This is a genomic window from Corynebacterium sp. HMSC062A03 (assembly GCF_001811145.1).
Classification (GTDB): Bacteria; Actinomycetota; Actinomycetes; order Mycobacteriales; family Mycobacteriaceae; genus Corynebacterium; species Corynebacterium aurimucosum.
In genome coordinates this window covers 1-17,018 of record NZ_KV803648.1, presented here as the reverse complement: position 1 = coordinate 17,018, position 17,018 = coordinate 1, and the positions used below count along the sequence as shown (strand labels likewise).

At 60.5% G+C, this 17,018-nt stretch carries 15 protein-coding genes; 6 read left to right on the top strand and 9 right to left on the bottom strand.

Annotation, left to right across the window (positions count from 1 at the left end; translation table 11 throughout):
- Position 1: 1 nt before the first annotated feature.
- From HMPREF2781_RS01995 to HMPREF2781_RS01975, 5 genes are all read left to right on the top strand, one after another.
- Positions 2-1,048: a heme/hemin ABC transporter substrate-binding protein gene (locus tag HMPREF2781_RS01995; RefSeq protein ID WP_070644054.1), complete on the top strand. Its 1,047-nt coding sequence runs from the start codon at positions 2-4 to the stop codon at positions 1,046-1,048.
- Positions 1,029-2,072 (top strand): FecCD family ABC transporter permease, encoded by a 1,044-nt coding sequence (locus HMPREF2781_RS01990; RefSeq protein WP_070447423.1) that lies wholly within the window; start codon positions 1,029-1,031, stop codon positions 2,070-2,072. Before HMPREF2781_RS01995 ends, HMPREF2781_RS01990 begins: the two co-directional genes overlap by 20 nt.
- Positions 2,072-2,866 carry an ABC transporter ATP-binding protein gene (locus HMPREF2781_RS01985; RefSeq protein WP_070447420.1) on the top strand — a complete coding sequence of 265 codons (795 nt, stop codon included), beginning with the start codon at positions 2,072-2,074 and terminating at the stop codon, positions 2,864-2,866. The genes HMPREF2781_RS01990 and HMPREF2781_RS01985 overlap by 1 nt, the downstream gene beginning before the upstream one ends.
- On the top strand, positions 2,859-3,830 hold the full coding sequence (locus HMPREF2781_RS01980) for an HtaA domain-containing protein (protein ID WP_070447417.1): 972 nt from the start codon (positions 2,859-2,861) through the stop codon (positions 3,828-3,830). The genes HMPREF2781_RS01985 and HMPREF2781_RS01980 overlap by 8 nt, the downstream gene beginning before the upstream one ends.
- Positions 3,831-3,997: 167 nt before the next feature.
- On the top strand, positions 3,998-4,639 hold the full coding sequence (locus HMPREF2781_RS01975) for a biliverdin-producing heme oxygenase (RefSeq protein WP_070447415.1): 642 nt from the start codon (positions 3,998-4,000) through the stop codon (positions 4,637-4,639).
- Between the two features lie 177 nt (positions 4,640-4,816).
- Here the strand turns inward: HMPREF2781_RS01975 and glnA are convergent, their stop codons facing one another.
- Positions 4,817-6,250, bottom strand: coding sequence for a type I glutamate--ammonia ligase (gene glnA / locus HMPREF2781_RS01970; RefSeq protein ID WP_070447412.1), 1,434 nt, complete (start codon positions 6,248-6,250; stop codon positions 4,817-4,819).
- Between the two features lie 129 nt (positions 6,251-6,379).
- Between glnA and HMPREF2781_RS01965 the strand changes: the two genes are divergently transcribed.
- Positions 6,380-6,814, top strand: coding sequence for an RDD family protein (locus HMPREF2781_RS01965; protein WP_070447409.1), 435 nt, complete (start codon positions 6,380-6,382; stop codon positions 6,812-6,814).
- Positions 6,815-7,153: 339 nt separating this feature from the next.
- Here the strand turns inward: HMPREF2781_RS01965 and HMPREF2781_RS01960 are convergent, their stop codons facing one another.
- The 8 genes from HMPREF2781_RS01960 to sucB form a co-directional block, all read right to left on the bottom strand.
- Positions 7,154-7,939 carry a DUF4191 domain-containing protein gene (locus HMPREF2781_RS01960; RefSeq protein ID WP_070643921.1) on the bottom strand — a complete coding sequence of 262 codons (786 nt, stop codon included), beginning with the start codon at positions 7,937-7,939 and terminating at the stop codon, positions 7,154-7,156.
- A 42-nt stretch (positions 7,940-7,981) separates the two neighbouring features.
- The gene (gene lipA, locus HMPREF2781_RS01955; protein WP_070447403.1) at positions 7,982-9,055 is read right to left on the bottom strand and encodes a lipoyl synthase; all 1,074 of its coding nucleotides are present in this window, start codon (positions 9,053-9,055) and stop codon (positions 7,982-7,984) included.
- A gap of 108 nt (positions 9,056-9,163) precedes the next feature.
- Positions 9,164-9,970 carry a lipoyl(octanoyl) transferase LipB gene (gene lipB, locus HMPREF2781_RS01950; RefSeq protein ID WP_070447400.1) on the bottom strand — a complete coding sequence of 269 codons (807 nt, stop codon included), beginning with the start codon at positions 9,968-9,970 and terminating at the stop codon, positions 9,164-9,166.
- Between the two features lie 69 nt (positions 9,971-10,039).
- Positions 10,040-10,432, bottom strand: a complete 393-nt coding sequence (gene gcvH, locus HMPREF2781_RS01945) for a glycine cleavage system protein GcvH (protein ID WP_010190598.1) — start codon at positions 10,430-10,432, stop codon at positions 10,040-10,042.
- A 42-nt stretch (positions 10,433-10,474) separates the two neighbouring features.
- On the bottom strand, positions 10,475-11,587 hold the full coding sequence (gene gcvT / locus HMPREF2781_RS01940) for a glycine cleavage system aminomethyltransferase GcvT (RefSeq protein WP_070447397.1): 1,113 nt from the start codon (positions 11,585-11,587) through the stop codon (positions 10,475-10,477).
- A gap of 3 nt (positions 11,588-11,590) precedes the next feature.
- Complete coding sequence (gene gcvP / locus HMPREF2781_RS01935) at positions 11,591-14,449, bottom strand: aminomethyl-transferring glycine dehydrogenase (protein ID WP_070447392.1); 2,859 nt, start codon at positions 14,447-14,449, stop codon at positions 11,591-11,593.
- 72 nt (positions 14,450-14,521) lie between these two features.
- Positions 14,522-15,676 carry an MFS transporter gene (locus tag HMPREF2781_RS01930; protein ID WP_070643919.1) on the bottom strand — a complete coding sequence of 385 codons (1,155 nt, stop codon included), beginning with the start codon at positions 15,674-15,676 and terminating at the stop codon, positions 14,522-14,524.
- Between the two features lie 273 nt (positions 15,677-15,949).
- Positions 15,950-17,018 (bottom strand): 2-oxoglutarate dehydrogenase, E2 component, dihydrolipoamide succinyltransferase (gene sucB, locus HMPREF2781_RS01925; protein WP_070643916.1); only part of this gene is annotated, 1,069 nt, incomplete at its 5' end.

Sequence of the window (17,018 nt, the reverse complement as noted above, 5' to 3'; positions counted from 1 at the left end):
CGTGAAACTACTCCTACGTTTCCTTATCCCGCTTCTGTGCATCGTGGGCTTGACTGCCTGTGGCGTGCAAGGAAGCTATACAGACCAGCTACCGGACCCGCAGGACCTCTCCGACCCGCGCTCCTTCGAAGGTGTTACCGAGGTCAGTGACTTCGCCGATATCGAGCCCGTAAGCTCTAAAGTCCAGCCTGCACTTCCAGTGGAACTTACTGACGCTGATGGTTATGACGTCTCCGTCACGGACGTCTCGCGGATTCTGGCGCTGGATATTTATGGGACCTACACCAAAACGCTGAGTGGATTGGGGCTCGCGGACAATATCGTTGGTCGCACCGTCTCTTCCACTGAGCCGAATCTGGCGGACCGTCCCGTCGTGACTGAAGGCGGCCACAATATCAATGTTGAAGCAGTTCTAGAGCTTAATCCGACGCTCGTTATCGTGGACCACTCCATTGGGCCCCGTGATGCGATCGATCAGATCCGTGAAGCAGGTGTGACAACTGTGGTCATGGAACCGCAGCGGACCATTGACTCGGTGGGCGAAGACATCATCACGCTGGGTGACACCCTGGGGCTCCCAGATGAAGCACGCAAGCTGGCGGAGCGCTCCATCAAGGAAATTGATGAGTCGAAGGAAGCCATTAAGACCATTGCCCCTGAGGAACCAATGCGTATGGCCTTCCTCTACGCCCGTGGAAACGGCGGCGTGTTCTTCATCATGGGGGAGGGGACCGGTGCCCAGGACCTCATCGAAGGAATTGGAGGAGTCGACCTCGCTGCGGAGAACCACCTTTCTTATGCCGAACCTGCTAATGCAGAAGCGCTGGCCCGCATCAACCCGGAGGTCATCATCATGATGACCGATGGATTGAAATCCACAGGGGGAATTGACGGTCTGCTGGAACGCCCTGGTGTGGCTCAGACCATCGCTGGCCAAAAGCAGCGCATCGTCACCATCCCCGACGGTCAATCCTTGGCCTTCGGCCCTATGACCGGTCAGACGTTGGTCAAACTCGCAAAGGCTGTCTATGACCCAGATAATGCATAGCGACGTCTTCACACGGCGCCGTACTCAGCGGATATCAGTTTTCATACTTTTAGCAGTGCTTGCTGTTCTAGCAGGGCTCATCTCGATCGTCCTCGGACAGTACTACATCTCGCTTTCGGATCTGTTCCCGATTCTCGCTTTTGGGCCGAGCCAAGAGTCCCTCACAGCCAGCGTGGTCTGGAGTATTCGCCTACCGCGGTTAGTTCTGGGGCTACTCGTAGGTGCTGCTCTAGGCGTCGCGGGCACATTGATGCAAGCCATCTTTGCCAATCCTTTGGCGGAGCCATCCATCATCGGTGTGACCTCCGGTGCAGGTGTGGGGGCGGCTGTAGCGATCGTCTTCAACCTCACCTTCGCGGGAACTTTCACTGCGCCAGCGTTGGCTTTCTTAAGTGCGTTACTAGTTACCTTCATCATCTACCAGCTTGCACGCCACAATGGCCGCGTCACGGTGGTTAACCTGATCCTCACGGGTATCGCCATTAATGCCGTGTGCAATGCCATCATCTCCTTCATGGTGTACCTAGCACCGACCGCCAACCGGGAAGCCATCATTTTCTGGCAGATGGGTTCCTTCAACGGCTCCCAGTGGAAGCACGTATGGGTAGTTCTTCCCGTCGTCCTCGTTGGTCTTGCGGTAGCCCTGTGTTTAGGAAGGCAGCTTGACATTCTTGCGCTGGGCGAACGCGCCGCTGCACACACTGGAGTAGATGTGCCTATGTTGCGCATAGTGGCAATTGTGACATCCGCAGTGCTTACCGCAGCGGCTGTCTCCTTCGCTGGTCTCATCGGCTTTGTCGGGCTCATCGTTCCCCATTTGTTGCGCAGCATCGTGGGACCGCAAAACCATATCCTTATTCCTGCATCCGCCCTAGGCGGCGCGGTGCTCATCGGCTTTGCGGATGTGGCAGCACGAACCTTGATTCCCTTTGCAGACCTCCCAATCGGTATTTTTACCGCTCTCGTTGGTGGACCGACCTTCTTTGTCTTGTTGCGGCGCATGATGCGAAAGGGGGTGCACTGATGCTGAGCGTAGACAACCTCACTGTCCACGTGGATGGACATACCCTCGTTGACAGCGTGACCTTTAAAGCCCAACCAGGCGAGGTTACCGGTCTGATTGGCCCGAATGGTGCAGGGAAGTCAACGGTCCTCGGTGCGGTCGCGGGTGATATCGACTTCTCCGGTGAAATTCGCATCGGTGGTCTGTCGCCTAAAGCCCCACCCCGTGAGCTTGCACGTCAACGTGCGGTGATGCTTCAGGATGTCGCGGTGTCCTTCGAATTTCTGGTACGCGATGTCGTAGCGATGGGGCGACGCCCGTGGGGCGGAACGCCCCAGGCCAAACTCGACGATCAGTTTATCGAAGCCGCCCTCGAAACAGCGGGCGTTGCTCATCTTGCAGGAAGAGATATCAGCACGCTTTCCGGTGGTGAACGCGCGCGGGTGGCCTTTGCACGTGTCCTTGCGCAGAATGCACCGATAGTTCTGTTGGATGAACCGACAGCGGCCCTCGACATCCGCCACCAAGAACAGCTCCTGGGCTCTGTAAAAGCCCTGTCCCGTGAGGCAGGAGTAACCGCAGTTGTGGTGCTCCATGACCTGAACGCGGCAGCTGCATATTGCGATCACATCGTGTGCGTCTCATGCGGGGGGATCGCAGCTCAAGGGCGCGTGGCGGAGGTTTTTACCGGCGCCACCTTGTCTGAGGTGTACGGCTGGCCAATCTCCGTCAACGAGCTGCAGGTGCAACCGCAGCGCGCCACGCCCACAATCAATCCACTTTTCTCGCATCAACTGGAGGACTTCCATGTTTAAAAAAATCCTGGTGACCGCTATCGCAGCGACGGCGATTACCGTGCCGCAGGCTACCGCGGCAGAAGCAGAATCCTGCACCATCGAATCCGGCAATTTCAATTGGGGTGTCAAACACTCCTGGCGCTCCTACATCAAGGGACGAATTGCTAACGGTGGCTGGGAGACGACCGGAGCGGTGAAGGAAAACGGAGACCCTACGGGCGGTGATTTCACCTTCGGTTTCGAAGTCGATCCGGAAGCGTCCACAGTCTCGGTGGACGAGGCAGGAAATGTGACTGCATCGAAGATCAAGGCTAAAGATTCTTCGATTACGTTCACTGGCCACCACGGAGCACTGTACTCCAAGATGACCAACCCATTCGTGCAGACCGAAGGCGATAAGGCCCAGCTCGGCTCCGGCTACGAGGCCTACTTTGTTGAAGGCAAGCACATGACGCAGTACACCCCGGAGGACCGCGTTGAGGCCAACAAGCGCACAGGTGAAGGGGCATTCGGTCACGGTAAGGCACAGTGGAACAAGGACGGGGATACTCTCACGCTTTCGGCTTCCGACGTTATGTACGAGCGGCAGCCCGGAACGAACGATTCTGGTGACGTCGAGGGCGTTGACTTCCTGTTCATGGGTATGTACAGCCATGACTACAACCCCGAGGTGGATAGCGCGCAGCTGACCCTCAAGCTCGCCCCGGGCTGTGGCCAGAAGAAGGACAATGGCAAGGATCCGTCCGACGGGGAGAAGCCGAATCCCCAGGTTCCGTCCGAGGGGGAGAAGCCGAAGCCCCAGACGCCTTCGGAAGATAAGAACCTTAGCTCGGGTGAGAGCTCCTCTTCTAGCTCGAAGACCACCAACTTCTGGAACTACTTCCTAGGCATTGCGGCTATCGGCAGCATGATCGCAATTCTGTGGCAAGCATTTGTTAAGTCCGGTGCTTTTGACAGTGCCCGTGCCTTCTTTCAGCGATAAGCGCTAAAGCACACCGCTGACAGTTCAAGAGCGACGTAACGGGTGTGGGGTGCCGATAAGAATTGGCGCCGCACACCCACGTCGGCCTAATCCCCTTAATTTTCGATTTTGAGTTTTTCTAACCTCAACTGATTTGTAGTTTTTAAATAACACCGTGGAGAAGAACAGTGAGTACCACTCTCAATAAACCTTTGTCCGTTGCGTTGCGTGAGGCGACTGCGCGTGCGCATGAGAATGCGGAGAATTCGGCATTCATGCAGCGTCTGTTGTCAGGGGAGCTCGACAAGTCAGCCGTGGCTGATTTGGCCGGCCAATTGTGGTTTGTATATGGAGCTCTCGAGAACGCCGTTCGCAGCGTGGCGACTACTCCCATTGCCGGTGCGGTAGCGGATCCACGGCTGGAACGTCGTCAAGCTCTGGAGGTAGATCTAAAGGTGCTCGTCGGCGAAACCTGGCGTGAGGAGATTCGCATTCTTCCAGCGACGAGGACTTATAGCGCGCGCTTAGAAGAAATTGTGGGCAAGCCAGTAGAAGTGGTAGCCCATCACTACGTGCGCTATCTCGGTGATATTTCCGGTGGGCAGGTGATTGCAGCGCGTTTGGGAGCCCATTACGGAGTTCCTCCTGAGGCACTGAACTTCTATGACTTCACTTCGATTGGAAAAATCCCGCCTTATCGTACGGGATACCGCGAGCGCGTGGATAGCCTGGAGCTAAACGTTGAACAGCGTGAAGCTATGCTCTCGGAGGCAGAGCGGGCTTTCAACTTTAATTCGGGTATCTTCGCTGAATTAGGGCGCCTTCATTAGTCGGTGGAACATTAGCCTGCGTAGCCGGTAGCCCCTGTAGTTAGTTTCAGAAGCTGTGCCATTGGGTTTCCGCGCGCTGGGCTCAACATGACACAACCCACGGAATCCGTGAAGGACACCGTGGGTTGTGTCTTTGCACTGAGTGCTAAAAGAATGGGGCAGATACCCACATATCCTTTAGCAGTCGTAGTACATCTCAAATTCCTGCGGAGTCGGGCGCAGGCGGACCGGTGCGATTTCGTTCTCACGCTTGTAGTTGATGTAGGTCTCGATGAGATCCTCGGAGAAGACATCGCCCTCAGTGAGGAACTCGTTGTCCTCCTCAAGCGCTGCGATGGAGGCCTCCAGGGAGGTCGGCGCCTGCGGGATGGACGCAGCTTCTGCCGGCGGCAGCTCGTAGAGGTCCTTATCCACCGGAGCGTGCGGCTCAATGCGGTTCTTGATGCCGTCGAGGCCTGCCATCATCATGGCAGCGAAGCCGAAGTAGGGGTTGCCCGACGGATCCGGCGCGCGGAACTCAATGCGCTTGGCCTTCGGGTTAGAACCGGTAATCGGGATACGGATAGCAGCCGAGCGGTTGCGCTGCGAGTACACCAGGTTGATTGGGGCCTCAAAGCCCGGGACCAGACGGTGGTAGGAGTTCAGAGTGGGGTTAGTGAACGCCAGCACAGCCGGTGCGTGGGTCAAGATGCCGCCGATGTAGTAACGCGCCATATCAGACAGACCGGCGTAGCCAGCCTCATCGTGGAAGAGCGGCTTGCCGTCCTGCCACAGGGACATGTGGGCGTGCATACCGGAACCATTATCGCCGGCCAGCGGCTTCGGCATGAAGGTTACGGACTTACCGAACTGCTCAGCGGTGTTCTTGATGATGTACTTGAAGGTCTGAATATCATCAGCCGCGTGCAGCAGGGAGTTGAAGCGGTAGTTGATCTCGTTCTGGCCGCTGCCCACCTCGTGGTGGAAGCGCTCGATAACAAAGCCTGCCTTCTGCAGCTGCTCCACCATGGCATCGCGGACCTCGCCGTGCTTGTCGACGGGCGCCGTAGGGAAGTAGCCGCCCTTCACGCGAGTCTTGAAACCGGTGTTCGGGGTGCCATCGAAGTTGGTCTCAGAACCGCGGTTCCACCAGCCCTCATCGGTATCAACCTCGTAGAAGCCGTTGTGTACGTCGGTGCCGTAGCGAACGGAGTCGAAGATGTAGAACTCAGCCTCGGCGCCGAAGTTACAGGTATCCGCGATGCCGGTGGAGGCGAGGTACTCCTCAGCCTTGCGCGCGATGTTGCGCGGGTCGCGGCTGAAAGGCTCCAGGGTAAACGGGTCGTGGACGAAGAACTTGATGTTCAGGGTCTTCGCGGTGCGGAAAGGATCCACGAAGGCGGTCTTCGGATCCGGCAGCAGCGTCATATCGGACTCATCGATGGTGGTGAATCCGCGGATGGAAGAACCATCAAAAGCGAGGCCTTCGGCAGCTGCGTCCTCAGTAAACTCCTCGGCCGGAATAGAGAAGTGGTGCTCAGTGCCGGGGACGTCCGTAAACCGGATGTCAACGAACTTGACGTCCTCTTCCTTGATGAATGTGATGACGTCCTGGATTGTCTCAAAGGACACGGTGGTCTCCTGTTGGTTGACGTGTAGTACTCCCGACTAGTTTACAGGTATTGGCTGCTTCACTGGGGTGCCTGGGGCACCTAGATGTAAATTTTCTGCTTCGCGGAGCCGACGGCTAGATTGGTGAACATGGCAGATAACAACGACGGCTTTGAGCACGGGCAGTGGCCTGGGCAAACAATGGGCTTGCCCAAGGAGGGGCCAGGTGCCCTGGCTTCTGTAATGCGGCGCACTCTTGGCGTGCTCATTGACTGGATCTTGGCGATGATCATTGCCAATCTTCTTGAGCTCTTTACGGATTCGCTCGGCGGCCCAGCCTTCTTGGGTTATGCAGTGTGGGTAGTCATGGGCATCGTGTGCGGATGGCTCTTCGCTCGCACCCCGGGAATGGCCATGCTGGGTATGGGCGTGGCCCGCCTCGACGTGCCGGGTACCTCTGTCGGTTTGTGGCGGGCCGCGGTCCGCACGCTGCTGACTGCTGTGCTCTTCCCCGCAGCGATGGTCGATGCCGACGGCCGCGGCCTCCACGACCGCGCCACCGGCACCGCCGTCATCATGGCCTAAAGCTTGTTCAGCGCCAGCCGGTCGTATCCACTACAAGCTTCGCGCAGGGTATGGGAGCGGATGGCTTTCAGCGAACGGTATCTGGCAAATGGCACCTGACAAAAGGCATCTGTTGTATGGCGTTTTTAGGATTAAAAACGCCATTTAGGCTGTGCAAATGGCGTTTTCAGGGCTGTAGATGCCTTTTGGGAGATGCCAAGTAGAAGGTGCTTGCTGAGCAGAAGATTTTGCTGTGGCCAATGCGGGGAACAAGGCCCAGGGACGTCCTTAAAGCCAATGAAAAAGGGGTCCCTTCCGAGAATCTCGGAAGGGACCCCCTTTGGTATGGAACGAGGTGGTTTATTTGCCGCCCTTGCGCTCCTGCATGCGGCGCATGCGGCGGTTCATGCCCGCCATGTTCTGAGCCTGGCGGGGCATCGGGCCCTTCGGCAGACCCGGAGTAGTACCCGGCAGATCATCCATGGCCTCGATGCGGCGAATGTTCTCGTAGGTCTCGTTTTTATTGTAGTTGCGCGGCAGCTTCATGATGTGAGTGCGCAGCTTGGACACCGGCACCTCATCCTCACCGCTGCCCACGAAGACCTCGTAGACCGGCACGCCGCCAGCTAGGCGGTCAACGCGCTTCTTCAAACGGTTGAGAGTAGGGGCGACGCGCTTGCGGTCACCTTCGACGACGAAGATGACGCCCGAGTTACCAATCACGCGGTGCACCAGATCCTGCTGGCGGGTCGCCGCCACGCCCGGCTTGACCTTCCACACCACGCCCACGGTGTTGCGCAGCTGTTGCTCCAAAGCCCAACCGGCGACACCAGGTTGGTCCTCCACCTTCTTGTACATGTCGCGCTCGAGGCGGCGAGTGAACAGGAACATAGCGAGCATTGCGCCAAGGCCCAAGCCGATGATGAGCATGAACCACTGGCCGTTGAAGAGCAGGCCGATAAGGAAGAAGAGCAAGCCCACACCCAAGAATGCAGCCAGCATGATGGGGATGAGAGCCTTGTCCTGCTTGCGCTGCATGTTGAACGCTTGCCACATCTGTGACCAGTTCTGCTTGCGCTGGGCGCGCTTGGCTGCCCGCTCTTGCTTCTTCGCTTCCTTGAGCGATGCCTTGTCGTCGTTAGCCATGGCTCCTACTTTAGAGGTCAGAGGGTGAAAAAGAGAATCGAACTAGCGAATGGTGGACGCCGCCGAGTTCCGGTTCGCTGCACCGGCTGGGGTCTTGACCATGCGGGTCGTCACTGGGGTCTCCTCGGAGGGGCCGTACTTCTCCAGCAGAGTGGAAGCTTCTTGGGCGGTAGCGCCCTGGGAAGTCTCCGCCAGGTGCTTCAGGTTCTCCGGAAGCTCGAGACCGCGTGCCTCCATGGCTTGCACGTAGAGGCGGCCAGCACGGTAGGAGGAGCGGACCAGCGGGCCAGACATGACGCCGCCGAATCCCAGCTCCTTGGCCAGCTTGGAGTGCTCCACGAACTCCTCCGGGCGCACCCAGCGCTCGATCGGGTGGAAACGCGGACCAGGGCGCAGGTACTGGGTAATCGTGATGATGTCGCAGCCTGCCGAGCGCAGGTCGCGCAGTGCTTCCTCGATTTCTTCGGCGGTTTCGCCCATACCCAGGATGAGGTTGGACTTGGTGATCAAACCAAAGTCGTGGGCCTGGCGGATGACGTCGAGCGAACGCTCATAGCGGAAGGCCGGGCGGATGCGCTTGAAGATGCGCGGCACGGTTTCCAGGTTGTGAGCGAAGACCTCGGGGCGGGCCTCAAAGACCTCCTGGAGCAGGTCCGGCTTACCTGAGAAGTCCGGGGTGAGGTTCTCCACGCCCGTGTGCGGGTTGAGCTCATGAATCTTGCGCACCACCTCGGCGTAGAGCCAGGCGCCCTCGTCGGGCAGATCATCGCGGGTAACACCCGTAATTGTGGTGTAGTTGAGATCCATTTCTTGGATGCTCTCTGCCACACGACGCGGCTCGTCGCGGTCCAATTCCGCCGGCTTGCCAGTAGCGATATCGCAGAAATCACAGCGGCGAGTGCACTTGTCGCCGCCGATGAGGAAGGTAGCCTCACGCGATTCCCAGCATTCATGAATATTGGGGCAGCCAGCCTCCTGACACACGGTGTGCAGGGAAGCACCAGACACGCGAGATTTCATGTCCTCATACCCAGGGCCGGTGCGAACCTGGTTGCGGATCCAACGCGGCTTCTGTTCGATGGGAGACTCCGCATTCTTCTTCTCAATGCGGAGCATCTTGCGTCCTTCAGGCTTAACAGTCACGAAACCTCACTTTAGGTGTTGAACTAGTTCTTTCTAATACAAGCCCCGCGGGTGGTTGCTTTATTCCACCGAGGGTAGCCGCTACTTTTCTTGCGCGGCTTTGCGGGCTTGGCGGGCCTTCTCGTTGGCCACTTTGATGGGATCAGGGGCCGAGGCAAAGGTGTGGTCGGCCACGGTGAGTTCGCCGGAAAGGGCTTTGAGGAGGGCATCGAGAAGCGGCGCTTCTGCCTCCTCCATAGTCACCGGGCGGCCCAGCTCCAGCGACAGCGTGGACACATCCGCATCATCGATGCCACAGGCCACGATGTGCTCGTAGTACTCCAAGGTGTTGGTGCAGTTGAGCGCTAGGCCGTGCATGGTCACGCCGCGGGTCACACGAATACCCAACGCACCGAGCTTACGGTCGCGCTTCGGGGCGGCTGGGTCGGCAGCCTGGGTGGTGGAAGGAACCCATACGCCAGAGCGTCCATCGATGCGCCCAGCGGTGCTCACACCGAGTTCGCGGACGGCTTGGATGATGGCCTCCTCAAGGCGGCGGACGTAATCGACAACGTCTACCGGCTCGGCCAGCTTGATAATGGGGTAGACCACCAACTGGCCCTCACCGTGCCAGGTGATGCGTCCTCCCCGGTCGACATCAATGACCGGCAGGCCATTATCAGGCATATCCTCCGGCTGCGTGCGCTTGCCGGCGGTGTAGACGTTGGGGTGCTCCACCACGAGGATGACATCACCCTGCGTACCCGCCGCCCGCGCCGCCGCGAGCTCAGCCTGCAGATCCCAGGCCTCTTGGTAGCCCATGCGGCCCAAGCGGCGGATCTCCAGTGGCTTATCGGACGCGCGGATGGAGCGATCCGCGGGAAAGAAAGGTTCGCGGGGAGCAGTCATGAACCCGATCCTAAACCCCGCGAGATATCAGCCCGAAAGGGGCTGAGTCTGCGCTGCTCAAGCGTTGTTTTAGTCAACGCCGTTGGCGGAGGCGTACTCGTCGGCGGTCATCAGCTCGCCGGCCTCGGTGACCTCTACCTCGAAGAGCCAGCCCTCACCGAAGGGATCGTTGTTGATGACTGCGTAGTCATCGTGCACGCCCTCATTGACGGCGGTCACGGTGCCGGTGACCGGGGAGTAGAGGTCAGACACGGACTTGGTGGACTCGACCTCGCCGCAGGTCTCGCCGTGCTCGACGGTATCGCCCACGGCAGGCAGCTCAGCGAAGACGACCTCCCCCAGGCGGTCGGTGGCCACGGAGGTGATGCCGATACGGACGGTAGAACCAACGACGGAGTCAGCGGTGGCGTTAATCCACTCGTGGTCCTCGGAGTAGGAGAAATCGGAAGGAAGATTAGCCATGAGAAGGGGTGTCCTTTCGGTAGTTGACTTCAGTAGTGGAGTTTACTTATCGCGCTTGTAGAAGGGCAGCGCGGAGACTTCGAAGGGGTAGCGCTTGCCGCGGATATCCACCTCGACGGCCGCACCCGGCTCGAGTCCAGCGGCGGTATCGATGAGCGCGAGTGCTACCGGGTGCCCCAGGGTGGGGGAGGGCTGACCAGATGTCACCGTGCCCACCTTGTTCTCACCCACGTAGACCTCGGAGCCGGCACGGGCGGCGCGGCGCTGGGAGGAGACAAGTCCGGTGATAACGGCCTGCGGGCCCTCCTCAGCGCGCTGGCGCAGCACCTCAGCGCCTACGAAGTCCTGCTCCTTCTTGGCAAAGGCGCGGGACATTCCGGCCTCCACTGGGGTGATATCGCGGGTGAGCTCGTTGCCGTAGAGCGGCATGCCAGCCTCCAAGCGCAGGGAGTCGCGCGCTGCCAAGCCGCAGGGCTTGATGCCGTATTCCTCGCCGGCCTTGAGCAGCTCTTCCCACAGCTCCGGGGCATCGGAGTTGTAGACGATGAGCTCGAAACCATCCTCGCCGGTGTAGCCGGTGCGGCAGATGAAGGCATACTTACGGGCCACCTTGCCGGTCATCGCGGCGTAGTAGGGCAGGTCCATCACGGCCTGCTGCTTGGTGTCCTCTACCAAAGGGACGAGGATCTCCAGCGCCTTCGGGCCCTGGACAGCAATCATGGCCACGTCGCGGGACTCGTTCTTCAGGTCCACGTCGAAGCCCTCGGCGCGCTGGTTAAGCGCCTCCCACACGGTGTCGGCGTTGCCGGCATTGGGCACGACGAGGAACTTGGTTTCCTCCAAGCGGTAGGTGATGAGGTCATCGATGATGCCACCATCCTCAGCACAGATCATGGAGTACTTTGCCTTGCCCTCCTTGAGGGTGGCGAGGTTGGAGATGAAGCAGTAGGACAAGAACTCGGCGGCGTCTGAGCCGTTGACCCAGATTTCACCCATGTGGGAGAGGTCGAAGAGACCAGCGGCATTACGCACCGCGCGGTGCTCCTCAAGCTCGTTGTCATACTTCAGCGGCATCTCCCACGGCCCGAAGGGCGTGAAGGTAGCGCCGAGCTTCTCGTGCTCGGCATGCAACGGGGAGTGCAGGTAGTCAGTCATTGATTAAACCTCCTGGTTGTCGTCGGAGTAGTCAAAAGCCTCTGGCGGCGGGCAGGTGCACACCAGGTTGCGGTCACCGTAAGCCTCGTCGATGCGGCGTACCGGCGGGAAGTACTTATTAGCGCGCAGGGAGGTCACCGGGTAGGCAGCCTGCTGGCGGCTAAAGGCATAGTTCCACTCGTCGGCAGCGACGGATTCGGCGTTGAACGGCGCGTGGTGGATGACGGAGTCCTCGTAGGCCACCTTGCCGTCGATGATCTCCTGGATTTCGGCGCGGATGGAACGCATGGCTTCGATGAAGCGGTCCAGCTCACCTAGGTCCTCGGACTCGGTCGGCTCCACCATGAGGGTGCCGGCCACCGGGAAGGACAGGGTCGGCGCGTGGAAGCCGTAGTCCACGAGGCGCTTGGCCACATCAGCGGCGGTGACGTCGGAGGCGTCGGTCAGCTCGCGCAGGTCAAAGATGCATTCATGCGCCACCAGGCCGGCATTACCCGTGTAGAGAACGGGGAAGGAATCCTTCAGGCTCTGCGCCAGGTAGTTCGCGCCGAGGATGGCATGGCTCGTGGCCTCCGTGAGCCCTTGCGAGCCCACCATGGCCAGATAAGACCAGGAAATTGGCAGCACGCCGGCCGAGCCGTAGCGCGATGCTGTGGACGGCACGCCGGTGCCCTCCACAGCCGGCTGCGCAGGATCCAGCTGGGGATCGTTGGCATCCGTCGGCAGGAAAGGTACCAAGTGCTTGGCGACGCCCACCGGGCCCACGCCCGGGCCACCTCCGCCGTGCGGGATGGTGAAAGTCTTGTGCAGGTTGAGGTGGGAGACATCGCCACCGAAAGCACCCGGACGGGCCCAACCGGCCAGCGCGTTCATGTTCGCGCCGTCGATGTAGACCTGGCCGCCGGCTGCGTGGACCTTGTCGCAGACCTCGCGTACTTCCGGGTCGAAGACGCCGTGGGTGGAGGGGTAGGTAATCATGATGCCGGCGACGTGCTCGCCGTGCTGCTCGAGCTTGGCGTCGAGGTCAGCAACATCAATGGAGCCGTCGTCAGCGGTCTTGACCACTACAACGCGCAGGTTGGCCAACGTCGCCGACGCGGCGTTGGTGCCGTGTGCCGAGGCAGGGATGAGGATGACATCGCGGCCATGGTCGCCGTTGGCCACGTGGTAGCGGCGGATGGCCAACAGGCCTGCCAGCTCGCCTTGGGAACCAGCATTTGGCTGGATGGAAACCTGCGCGTAGCCGGTGATTTCGGCGAGCCAGGACTCGAGCTCGTCGATCAGCGCGCGCCAGCCAGCGGTGGTTTCCTCCGGGGCATAGGGGTGAATGCCCGCGAACTCCGGCCAAGAGATGGGTTCCATGGCGGAGGTGGGGTTGAGCTTCATCGTGCACGAGCCCAGCGGGATCATCGTGCGGTCGAGTGCTAAGTCCTTATCCGCCAGGGTGCGCAGGTAGCGCAGCATCTGGGTCTCGGAGTGGATGGAGTTGAAGATCTCGTGCTGCAGCGGCTCCTCGGAGCGCTGGACGGAGGACGGAATCTCGAAAGAGGCGGCGGTCGCCGCAGCGGAGTCCGCGGCGTCGAAGGCAGCGGCCAAGGTGTTGACGTCCTCAAGGGTGGCGGACTCGCCGAAGGAAACAGAAACATTATCCGCTCCGATGACGCGCACCAGGTAGCCCTGTTCCTGCAGCTGGGTCTTGATAGCGGCGGCATCCACGCCGGTGACGGTGACGGTGTCGAAGAAGTCGCGGGAGACAATCTCCTTGCCTGCGCCGGTGACTGCCGCGGCGAAAGCAGAAGCGCGGTCATGCACGCGCTGGGCAATTTCCTTCAGCCCCTTCGGGCCATGGTAGACCGCGTACATGGAGGCCACGTTGGCCAGGAGGGCCTGGGCAGTACAGATATTGGAGGTGGCGCGCTCGCGGCGGATGTGCTGCTCGCGGGTCTGCAGCGCCAGGCGGTAAGCGGGGCGGCCGGCAGCGTCCTTGGACACGCCCACGATGCGGCCCGGCAGCTGGCGCTTGAGCTTATCCGTGACGGACATGAAGGCTGCGTGCGGGCCGCCGAAGAAGAGTGGGACACCGAAGCGCTGCGAGGAGCCGAGGACAACATCTGCCCCCATCGACCCCGGGGCTTCCAGAAGGAGCAGCGACAGCGGGTCAGCCACGACGGCAGCTAGGGCGCCGCGGGTGTGCAGCTCCTCGATGGCGGCGCGAGGGTCGACGATATCGCCCTCGGTTCCCGTGTAGGCCAGAACTGCACCGACGAGGTCTTCGCCGACGATGCCATCGCGGACATCAGCAATCTCGACCTCCAGCTCGATGGCCCGGGCGCGCTCGGCGGCCACGGCCAGCACCTGCGGGTGCAAGCGCGAATCCAACAGCACGCGGCGGCCCTTCTTGACCGCTCGGGCCATCAGGCCGACGGCTTCGGCGGTGGCAGAGGCTTCGTCGAGAAGCGAGGCGTTGGCGATAGGAAGGCCGGTCAGGGACTCAATCATGGTCTGGAAGTTCAGCAGGGCTTCGAGACGACCCTGCGAAATCTCCGGCTGGTAGGGCGTGTAGGCGGTGTACCAGCCGGCATCTTCCAGCAGACCGCGGCGAATGACCGCTGGGGTGAGGGTATCGGAGTAACCCTGGCCATAGAAGGACTTCAGCACGACGTTCTGGGAGGCGTACTCGCGCAGCTTCGCCTGCGCGTCATCTTCGCTCAAGGCCTCCGGAAGGTTCAGCGCCTCAGTGGCGCGGATAGAGGTAGGCAAGGCGGCATCGACCAGCGCGTCCACGCTGTCATAGCCCACTGCCTTGAGCATCGTCTCACGCTCGGCTGCATCCGGGCCGAGGTGACGAGAGATGAAATCCATATGGTGAATCTCCTTCGTGGCGTTAGTTTGTGTGACCTAAACTGCCCCAAGTATAAGGCGTATGCCATGACATTAACCCCGGTTACCCCTGATTCGGAGATGCAGCGGCACGGCAGTCAGCGCCGCGACCGCGAGTCCAATGATGAAGGCGGTGGAATAGCCTGTGATAGGGCCCAAAAGGGAGAGGATGAAGGGGGCAAAGAAGCCTAGATAAGTTAGCGAATAAAACACCCCCGTTGCTGCCCCGAGCTCCGCTGGGTCGGCGATGGCTTGGGTTTCTGCGAGCCCGCTGAGCATGCCAATTCCATAGGAGCTACCCATGATAATGGCTGCGAGAGGCAGGAGGAATACTGCCCAGCCGTGGTGTGCTGACACGACGACGATGAGACACAGCACCATGCCTAGTGCGGCCAGCACCATGCCGTGGAAGGCGTTAACCCGGATACGTCCCGCCAGCTGTTGGATGACCACGCCGCTGCCCATGGTGAGCAGCGCACACAATCCGGCGAAGAGAATGGGGTGGCGCAGATGCTCACTGAGCTGTGCGGGCAGGAACACGAAAGCGGTGGTGGCGGAGCCGAAGACCCACGGCGCGTAGGCCACGACGGGTAGGTAGCTAGGAGTAATCAGGCTTGTCGGTATGAAGGCGCGCCGCTGCGTCTGCGGTGTTCTGGTTCGCTTTTCGGGCACCGTCCACACGAGTGGGACCACGACGAGGGCAAGTGCGATGTGTAATAGATAAGGCAGGACGGTGGGCCAGGGAAGGAATTCCGCGGCGATGCCAGCGACTCCAGGCGCGGAGGCGAAGCCGGCCGACAGAGCGACGGATGAACGCTTGGCGCCCACGCTGAGGTGGGTGCTGAGCTCCTTGATCCACGCAGCGCCGGAAGACATGGCCAGTCCCACCGCAGCCCCGGCACACAGGCGGCCAATCAACAAGGGGAGGAAGGCGCCGCCTGCGCCAGCGAGGAAGACCAGTGAGCCAGCAGTGGTGGTGAGGACGGCTGGGCGCATGACGGCGCGGCGCCCCAGCGAATCCGAAAGCGGGCCGCCAATGAAGAGAGCCACCATGATGCCGAGGGCATAGATGCCGAAGAGGAAGGTCGTCTGCAGAACCCCCAGCGAGGTGGTGACTTGGTAGACCACGACCATAGGTGCGAAGAGATTGGCGCCGCAGGCGACGAGGAACATACCTAAAGCGGCACGGAACCACTTCTGAGAAACCATGCGCCACAGTCTAGTGTGCTGAGTCACAGTTAGGCATGGAAACGCAGCGGCGGGGCTCGGAAGGTGCCTATCTGCCAAAGTTATTGAACTCGCCGCAGGATCTGCGGCAAACTTCGTCAGGTAGGCGGGGTGCTGACATGAGAGCGCTTGTCGCTGGGCCGCCCTGGCCCGTTGTGCGGCGTTGGAGGAGAGAAACAGTGCGCGAAACGACGAAGCTCCCCCGCCGCAGTGGCGGGGGAGCAAGCCTCTTAAGAGTTGGAGTCTTGTAAAGACTTAGAGGTCAAGGTCGGCTTCGAAATCAGCGGTCTCGAGGCGGTCCTTGATGGTCGTGATGAAGCGACCAGCGTCGGCACCATCGACCACCTGGTGGTCGTAGGTGAACGGCAGGTAGCACATCTGGCGGATAGCAATCGCGTCCTGGCCGTCCTCGGTGACGACGACCGCGCGCTTGGTAATAGCGGCGGTGCCCAGGATGCCGGCCTGCGGCGGAACCAGAATCGGGGTATCCAGCAGGGCGCCCTCGGAGCCGATGTTGGTCACGGTGAAGGTTGCACCGGTCAGATCGTTCGGCTTGAGCTTGTTGTTGCGTGCCTTGTCAGCCAGCTCGGCGATCTTCTGGGCAATCTCCGGCAGCGTCAGCTCCTGAGCCTTGTGGATGACCGGGGTCAGCAGGCCGCGCGGAGTATCTACGGCGATGGCCACGTTGACGTCAGCGTGGTAGGTCATCTCCTTGGTCTCCGGGTTGTAGGACGCGTTGACGTTCGGGTGGGAGACCAGAGCCTCGACGGTTGCCTTCACGATGAACGGCAGGAAGGAGAGGTTGGCCTCGTACTTGTCAATGAACGCCTGCTTGGACTGCTTGCGCATATCCCAGATGGCGGTCATATCGACTTCCTGGACGTGGGTCAGCTGAGCGGAGATCTGGAGGGCCTCAACCATCTTGGACGCCGTGATCTCGCGGATACGGTTGACCTTCTGGGTGGTGCCGATGAGCTCCTGCTTCTCCGGATCCACGGACTTGGTGGACCAGCGAGCACGCGGGTTGCTGGAGGAAGCGCTAGCGGAGGAAGCCGGTGCCTCGCCCTCGCCAGCAGCGGCCAGGACGTCCTGCTTGCGGATGCGGCCACCGACGCCAGTGCCGGAGACGGTGGACAGGTCAACGCCGTGCTTCTCAGCCAGCTTGCGCACCAGCGGGGTCACGTACGGGACGTTATCGCCGTTGTTGACCTTGGTGGAAGTCTCAGAAGTCTTCGGCTCGGAGGACTGGGAAGCAGCAGGCTTCTTCTCTTCTGCCTTCGACGCTTCCTTCTTCTCTTCAGCCTTGGGTTCTTCCTTCTTTTCC

Excerpts from the sequence above, each read along its gene's own strand:
- lipB (WP_070447400.1), bottom strand. The coding sequence starts at position 9,970 with ATGACTGCTCCCCGCGAACCTTTCTTTCCCGCGGATCGCTCCATCCGC.
- lipA (WP_070447403.1), bottom strand. The coding sequence starts at position 9,055 with ATGCTCCGCATTGAGAAGAAGAATGCGGAGTCTCCCATCGAACAGAAG.
- gcvT (WP_070447397.1), bottom strand. The coding sequence starts at position 11,587 with ATGACTGACTACCTGCACTCCCCGTTGCATGCCGAGCACGAGAAGCTC.
- HMPREF2781_RS01960 (WP_070643921.1), bottom strand. The coding sequence starts at position 7,939 with ATGGCTAACGACGACAAGGCATCGCTCAAGGAAGCGAAGAAGCAAGAG.
- gcvH (WP_010190598.1), bottom strand. The coding sequence starts at position 10,432 with ATGGCTAATCTTCCTTCCGATTTCTCCTACTCCGAGGACCACGAGTGG.
- HMPREF2781_RS01965 (WP_070447409.1), top strand. The coding sequence starts at position 6,380 with ATGGCAGATAACAACGACGGCTTTGAGCACGGGCAGTGGCCTGGGCAA.
- HMPREF2781_RS01980 (WP_070447417.1), top strand. The coding sequence starts at position 2,859 with ATGTTTAAAAAAATCCTGGTGACCGCTATCGCAGCGACGGCGATTACC.
- HMPREF2781_RS01990 (WP_070447423.1), top strand. The coding sequence starts at position 1,029 with ATGACCCAGATAATGCATAGCGACGTCTTCACACGGCGCCGTACTCAG.
- gcvP (WP_070447392.1), bottom strand. The coding sequence starts at position 14,449 with ATGGATTTCATCTCTCGTCACCTCGGCCCGGATGCAGCCGAGCGTGAG.
- HMPREF2781_RS01985 (WP_070447420.1), top strand. The coding sequence starts at position 2,072 with ATGCTGAGCGTAGACAACCTCACTGTCCACGTGGATGGACATACCCTC.
- HMPREF2781_RS01930 (WP_070643919.1), bottom strand. The coding sequence starts at position 15,676 with ATGGTTTCTCAGAAGTGGTTCCGTGCCGCTTTAGGTATGTTCCTCGTC.